The sequence below is a fragment of the Yeosuana sp. genome (assembly GCF_057126245.1).
The window spans coordinates 38,829-45,734 of the sequence record NZ_DBNGMQ010000012.1 but is presented as its reverse complement, the minus strand read 5'-3'; the positions used below and the strand labels follow the sequence as shown (position 1 = coordinate 45,734).

Below are 6,906 nucleotides of genomic sequence, written 5' to 3'. Positions count from 1 at the left end.
AAAAAGATTGCAACGGAAAGCCCGACCCCCGTGGGAACGCCTAAAATTTAAATTATTGAATTTCAGAGGCTTATATTTTAAAAAAATACGTTCTTAAAAATAATAAATAAATAATTCATTTTTTGCTTGCATGTTTAAACTAAAAAATTATTTTTGCAAAAAATTAAAATCAATAAACAATGTATTGGACATTAGAATTAGCATCTTATTTAAGTGATGCACCTTGGCCAGCAACTAAAGACGAGTTAATAGATTACGCCATTAGAACTGGTGCCCCTCTAGAGGTGGTTGAAAATTTACAATCAATAGAAGATGAGGGAGACTCTTATGATTCAATTGAAGAAATTTGGTCAGACTACCCAACTGATGATGATTATCTTTGGAATGAAGATGAATATTAATAAAGCATAAAGAAAAGTTAAAAAGTCTCGATAAGAGACTTTTTTTGTGCCTCATATTTACAAAACAACATAACATAATGTATCTTTGAATGCTTTTTAAGTAGGCACATAAATAAAAATAATTCACACGAAGCGTAGGCCAAGTGTTAACATAACATATATTATCCATGAGTTTTTTAAATTCAGTACTAAAAGTATTTGTTGGCGACAAATCCAAACAAGATGTAAAAGCTATTACGCCAATAGTAAACCAAATTAAAACCTTTGAAAAAGCTCTGGAAGCCTTATCTCATGATGAACTGAGAGCTAAAACTTCTGAGTTTAAAGCTATTATTGCTGAAGCCAATAAACCAATTGATGAGCAGATTGAAAAATTACTTGCCGAAGCAGAGACGACCGATGATATTGACAAGCGCGAAGATATTTATCAAGATATCGATAAACTTAAAGACGAAGCCTACACCATTACTGAAGATGTATTAAATACTATTTTGCCAGAAGCCTTTGCTGTGGTGAAAGAAACCACAAAACGGTTTGTAAATAATACCAAAATAAAAGTTACAGCGAGTAACTTTGATAGAGAAATATCTGGAACCAAAGAGTATGTCACTTTAGATGGTGACGATGCTGTCTGGGCAAATTCTTGGGATGCTGCTGGAAAACCTATTACTTGGGATATGGTACATTACGATGTACAACTTATTGGCGGTATCGCCTTACACCAAGGAAAAATTGCAGAGATGCAAACAGGTGAAGGAAAAACCTTAGTAGCTACACTTCCGATGTATCTAAATGCGCTTTCGGGCAAAGGTGTTCATTTGGTAACGGTTAATGATTACTTAGCAAAACGTGATAGCGCATGGATGGCTCCTATTTTTCAGTTTCATGGATTAAGCATTGATTGTATTGACCATCATCAACCCAACTCAGATGCCAGAAAAAAAGCTTATAATTCTGATATCACTTATGGAACCAATAATGAATTTGGTTTTGATTATTTACGTGATAATATGGCGCATTCGCCTGACGATTTAGTGCAACGCCCACACCATTACGCTATTGTAGATGAGGTGGATTCTGTATTGGTTGATGATGCCAGAACGCCATTAATCATTTCTGGTCCTATTCCGCAAGGCGAGCGTCACGAATTTAATGAATTGAAACCAAAAGTTGATGATATTGTTAGTGTTCAGAGTAAATATTTAACAGGTGTACTAGCAGAAGCTAAAAAATTAATTGCTGAAGGTGATACCAAAGAAGGGGGATTAAAATTACTTCGGGTATATCGTGGTATTCCAAAAAACAAAGCTTTAATTAAGTTTTTAAGTCAGGAAGGTGTTAAACAACTGCTTCAAAAAACTGAGAATTTTTACATGCAGGATAACAACCGTGAAATGCCAAAGGTTGATGCCGAGTTGTATTATGTAATTGAAGAAAAAAATAACCAAATTGAATTATCGGATAAAGGAATTGAATACCTATCTGGAAAAGATAATCCTAACTTTTTTGTGATGCCAGAAATTGGTCTGGAAATTGCAAAAATTGAAAAACAAAATCTTCCACTTGAGGAAGAAGCTAAATTAAAAGAAGAATTATTCAAAGATTTTGGTGTAAAATCTGAACGTATTCATACACTAAACCAGCTCTTAAAGGCGTATGCACTTTTTGAAAAGGATACACAATATGTGGTTATTGACAATAAAGTTATGATTGTTGATGAGCAAACGGGTCGTATTATGGATGGTCGTCGATATAGTGATGGTTTACACCAAGCCATTGAAGCAAAAGAAAATGTAAAAATTGAAGATGCTACCCAAACCTTTGCTACAGTAACACTTCAAAATTATTTTAGAATGTACCGCAAACTTTCTGGTATGACAGGTACTGCGGTTACTGAAGCTGGTGAATTTTGGGAAATTTATAAGTTAGATGTCGTTGAAATCCCGACAAACAGACCGATTGCACGTGATGACAGAGAAGATTTAGTATTTAAAACCAAACGCGAAAAATACAACGCCGTTATTGATGAAGTCACCAACCTTTCCGAAGCAGGGCGCCCCGTATTGATTGGTACCACATCGGTTGAAATAAGTGAGTTACTAGGGAAAATGTTGAGCATTAGAAAAATATCTCATAATGTATTGAATGCAAAACAACATAAAAAGGAAGCTGAAATTGTTGCAGAAGCAGGTAATTCAGGACAGGTAACGATTGCAACCAATATGGCAGGTCGTGGTACAGATATTAAGTTGTCTGAAGAAGTAAAAAAAGCCGGTGGTCTTGCTATTGTTGGTACAGAACGTCATGATTCTCGTCGTGTAGACAGACAGTTACGTGGTCGTGCTGGTCGTCAAGGAGATCCAGGGAGTTCACAGTTTTATGTATCGTTAGAGGATAACTTAATGCGTTTATTTGGTAGCGAACGTATTGCTAAAATGATGGATAAAATGGGATTAAAAGAAGGCGAAGTCATCCAACATTCCATGATTTCTAAATCTATCGAGCGCGCACAGAAAAAGGTTGAAGAAAACAATTTTGGTGTTCGTAAGCGTTTGTTAGAATATGATGATGTGATGAATGCACAGCGTGAAGTGGTTTATAAGCGTCGTCATCACGCCTTACACGGTGAACGTCTTAGAGTTGATTTAGCGAATATGATTTTTGACACAACGGAAATTATTTCTGAAAATAATAAAGGAGCTAATGACTTTAAAAACTTTGAATTTGAATTAATCAGATATTTCTCAATGCCCTCTCCTATTTCAGAAGAAGAATTTGGGAAATTATCTGCTCAAGAAATTACATTAAACATTTACAAAGCTGCTTTTGAGCATTACAAAAATAAAATGGAACGCAATGCTGACATTGCATTTCCTGTTATTAAAAATGTATACGAAACGCAGCGTGATAAATTTAAACGTATCGTTGTTCCGTTTACTGACGGAAACAAAACCTTACAAGTTGTTACCGATTTAGAAAAGGCTTACGAAACAAAAGGAAAACAATTAATTACAGATTTTGAGAAAAATATTGCCCTTGCCATTATTGATGATGCGTGGAAAACGCATTTACGTAAAATGGATGAGTTAAAGCAATCGGTTCAATTAGCTGTTCACGAGCAAAAAGATCCGCTTTTAATCTATAAGTTTGAAGCTTTTGAATTGTTCAAAGCGATGATTGACCAAGTAAATAAAGATGTGATTTCGTTCTTGTTTAAAGGGGAATTGCCAACAGAAACTCAAAACACCATTCAAGAAGCGAGACAAGTTAGAAAAAACGAAAAACTTAAAACACAAAAAGACGAAATTCCAAATATGGATGAGCGTTCGGCACAGAGTAGAGCCGCTGGTAACACACAGCGTCAGCCAGAAGTTGTTGAAACCATTGTGCGTGATAAACCAAAAATTGGACGTAATGATCGTGTTACGATTAAGCATGTGATGAGTGGTGAAAATAAAACAGTAAAATATAAACAAGCAGAGCCTTTAATTAATAAAGGGGAATGGGTACTTGTTGAAGATTAATTGAATTAAAATATTTATTTTGTAAAAATCCTGATAATTTAAATCAGGATTTTTTTTATGAATCAAATTTAATAATGCGCCAATTTTAAAAGTAGATTAGGATCTGGGCAATTATTCAAATAAAAAGTTAAATCTCGCTTGTTGCATACACCCGGGTAATCACCATTATAGCCTTGAATATTTTTAATAATTTGAAAATGCAAATGCGGCGGGTAATCACCATTTACGGTAGAATCTCCTAATTCAGCTAATTTTTCACCTTGTTCAAACACTTGATTTACTGTTAGATTATTAATAGTTTGTATATTTAAGTGACCGTAAAGTGTATAAAATACAATCTTATTTATCTGATGTTTTAAAATAATAGTTGGCCCATAATCACCATAATTCGTATTGTTATTAAAACTATGCACTTTTCCTTTTAAAGGAGCATAAATAGGTGTTCCTAAATGAGACCATAAATCAATACCTAAATGAATATTACGTTCATTATCTAAATTCGACTTATTAAAATGTGAACTACGCTTGTAAATACTTCTTGTTTCATTATATCCACCGTAACCAATATTTCCGTTTTGAAATTCAATTTGTTGATTAATAAATTTTTCTAATGATTTTGAAGATGACCTATCAAAGTGATCGAGCAATGGGTTTGAAGATGATAAGTCAATAGGCACATATTTTGAAAGTGGAATGTTTTTGTCAAGAACACATAGACTGTCTGGACTTATTCCATTTAAAAATATTGCGAATAAATCTATCATCTATTTAAGTAACGCTACTAAAGCAGGTTGTAAATGATGATACCTAAATTCAAAACCAGCCTCTTCAATTTTCTTAGAGCTTACACGTTGACTCAAAAACAAAAGTGTATGCATTTCACCTAAAATTAACTTCATGAAAAACTTTGGAATGTTAGGCATAATTAAAGGCTTCTTTAATACAGTTGCGCAAGTCTTTGTTAAATCTTGGTTAGTGACTGGATTTGGTGCTACCGCATTATAAACACCTTTTAAATGATGCTCTAACACAAACATAAATATTCTTGATATATCTGATATATGAATCCATGATTGCCAATACTTTCCTGAACCAAAAGCAGCTCCCAAACCTAACTTCATAGGCTTTATAAGTTCTGGTAATACACCTCCTTTTACAGATAATACCAAACCTATTCGTATTTTAGTAACAATCATATTCATTGTTGAAAAGGCATCAACAGCCTCTTCACATTGTTTAACAACCTGGCTTAAAAATGTATGGTCACCTTCTGAATATTCTTCATCATAATAATTTGACAATGAATCTGGATAAATACCAATGGCACTGGCAGAAATAACTTGTTTAACTTGATTTGGAGTCTTTTTCAAACTATCCACCAATAATTGTGTGGTTTCTAGCCGACTTGATAAAATTTCTTTTTTATAACTGGCTGTCCAACGCTTCGAAACAGTAGCACCTGCCAAATGAATAATGGCTTCCGTTTCTTTAAAACAATTGACATCTATCTCATTTGCTTTAGGGTTCCAATAAAAACCTTTATAATTAGTATCATCAGAAATTTTAGATTTACTAGTGGTTAAATAATTAACTTTTATATCGTTCTTATGGCAAAGTTTCACAATCTCCTTACCTATTAATCCAGTAGCACCTGTAATTAGTACACGCATTTTCTTTTTTATATAAAATTACAAAATGAGCAGTTGATTAACTATGACTTTATATTAGGTTTAACACAATTGTTGCAATTGGTTGATGGTTATTGAGTTTTAGCTGTTGGTTCTTAATTGATGAAAATATCAATAATTTTAGTTTCAATAATATTAGACTCCTTTAAAAGCGCGTAACATTTGAATATATCCGAATACTCAAAGCTTTTTAATAGCTCTGAGCATTTCACGTTTTCCTGGGGGACCAGGTAATTTTTCCATTTTAAAACCAACAGCTTGCATCGCTCTTCTCACACTTCCTTTTGCAGAATAAGTCACTAAAACACCATTATCTTTTAAAGCTTCAAACATTTTTTTAAAGATACTTTCTGTCCATAATTCTGGTTGAACCCTTGCTCCAAACGCATCAAAATAAATGATATGATATAAGTTTTTGTCTTCTATATCTTTGAAATCCTTTTGTTGTTTGGTTAATTTAAAATGGTCCAAAATTTCATGTTCCGTTTCCCATGAAACATCATGTAGTTTATAAAATACATCTGAACTAGCATGTAAATGGTTAACATAGTTAAGTTGACTAATTTCTTCTGAAGCAACAGGAAATGCCTCCACTCCTGTATATTGAATTTGAGTTTTAATTTCACCTGCTTTTAATAGCGTTAAAAAGGTATTAAGTCCCGTTCCAAAGCCTATCTCAAGAATATTTACAGGTTGTTCTCTTGAATATTTATTAATAAAAAAAAGCAGACCATGTTTTATAAATACATGATTTGCTTCTTGTACAGCACCATGAACAGAATGATATTGTTCATTCCATTCTTCAATTTGAATGGTCTTTGAACCATCTGCAGTGGTAATTATGTTCCGTTTCAAACTATTTTATTAGTAATTTCTTAATCTTAGGAATGGGACCTGTGCACTCTGTTGTATGACAAGAAACACATAAATTAATTGTACTATTATAACGTTCTGAAATATCTATATCTGAATTACTATTAAATATTTCCTTTTGATGTTCTATAAAAAGCGATGAATAGGCTTGAAACTTTTCATTTCGATATTTAAATTCTGACAACTCAGCAGTATGAATATTTAAGAAATTTGAAGGAAATTCTGTTGGTATTTTCCCTTCTACAATTTCTTGCTTTAATTTCAAGTTATAAGCATACATCTCGTTCATTAAAATAGACATTTCAGAGGGATTATACATATCATATACAAAATCTTCTTTTACTTCTATAGTACCCTTTTTAGCATTATTGCAACTAAAGATACATAATACCAAAAATAAACTTGTAAAGACTCTCACAT

The 6,906-nt window shown here is 32.9% G+C and carries 6 protein-coding genes; 2 read left to right on the top strand and 4 right to left on the bottom strand.

Annotation, left to right across the window (positions count from 1 at the left end; genetic code table 11):
• The first annotated feature begins 179 nt into the window (after positions 1-179).
• Together AC15TD_RS01390 and secA are read left to right on the top strand one after the other, a co-directional pair.
• A complete protein-coding gene (locus AC15TD_RS01390) occupies positions 180-401 on the top strand; it encodes a DUF2795 domain-containing protein (protein WP_166963690.1) in 222 nt (73 codons plus the stop codon).
• Between the two features lie 167 nt (positions 402-568).
• Positions 569-3,925, top strand: coding sequence for a preprotein translocase subunit SecA (gene secA / locus AC15TD_RS01385; protein ID WP_484450347.1), 3,357 nt, complete (start codon positions 569-571; stop codon positions 3,923-3,925).
• Between the two features lie 68 nt (positions 3,926-3,993).
• Here secA and AC15TD_RS01380 read toward each other — a convergent pair whose 3' ends face one another.
• The 4 genes from AC15TD_RS01380 to AC15TD_RS01365 all read right to left on the bottom strand — a co-directional run bounded on the left by AC15TD_RS01380 (position 3,994) and on the right by AC15TD_RS01365 (position 6,904).
• Positions 3,994-4,689 carry a peptidoglycan DD-metalloendopeptidase family protein gene (locus AC15TD_RS01380; RefSeq protein WP_484450346.1) on the bottom strand — a complete coding sequence of 232 codons (696 nt, stop codon included), beginning with the start codon at positions 4,687-4,689 and terminating at the stop codon, positions 3,994-3,996.
• Positions 4,690-5,595 (bottom strand): TIGR01777 family oxidoreductase, encoded by a 906-nt coding sequence (locus AC15TD_RS01375; protein WP_484450345.1) that lies wholly within the window; start codon positions 5,593-5,595, stop codon positions 4,690-4,692. It lies immediately after the preceding gene.
• 198 nt (positions 5,596-5,793) lie between these two features.
• Entirely contained in the window at positions 5,794-6,468 is a 675-nt protein-coding gene (mnmC2, locus tag AC15TD_RS01370; RefSeq protein WP_484450344.1) for a tRNA (5-methylaminomethyl-2-thiouridine)(34)-methyltransferase MnmC2, read from the bottom strand.
• A 1-nt stretch (position 6,469) separates the two neighbouring features.
• The gene (locus AC15TD_RS01365; protein WP_484450343.1) at positions 6,470-6,904 is read right to left on the bottom strand and encodes a hypothetical protein; all 435 of its coding nucleotides are present in this window, start codon (positions 6,902-6,904) and stop codon (positions 6,470-6,472) included.
• Positions 6,905-6,906: the final 2 nt, after the last annotated feature.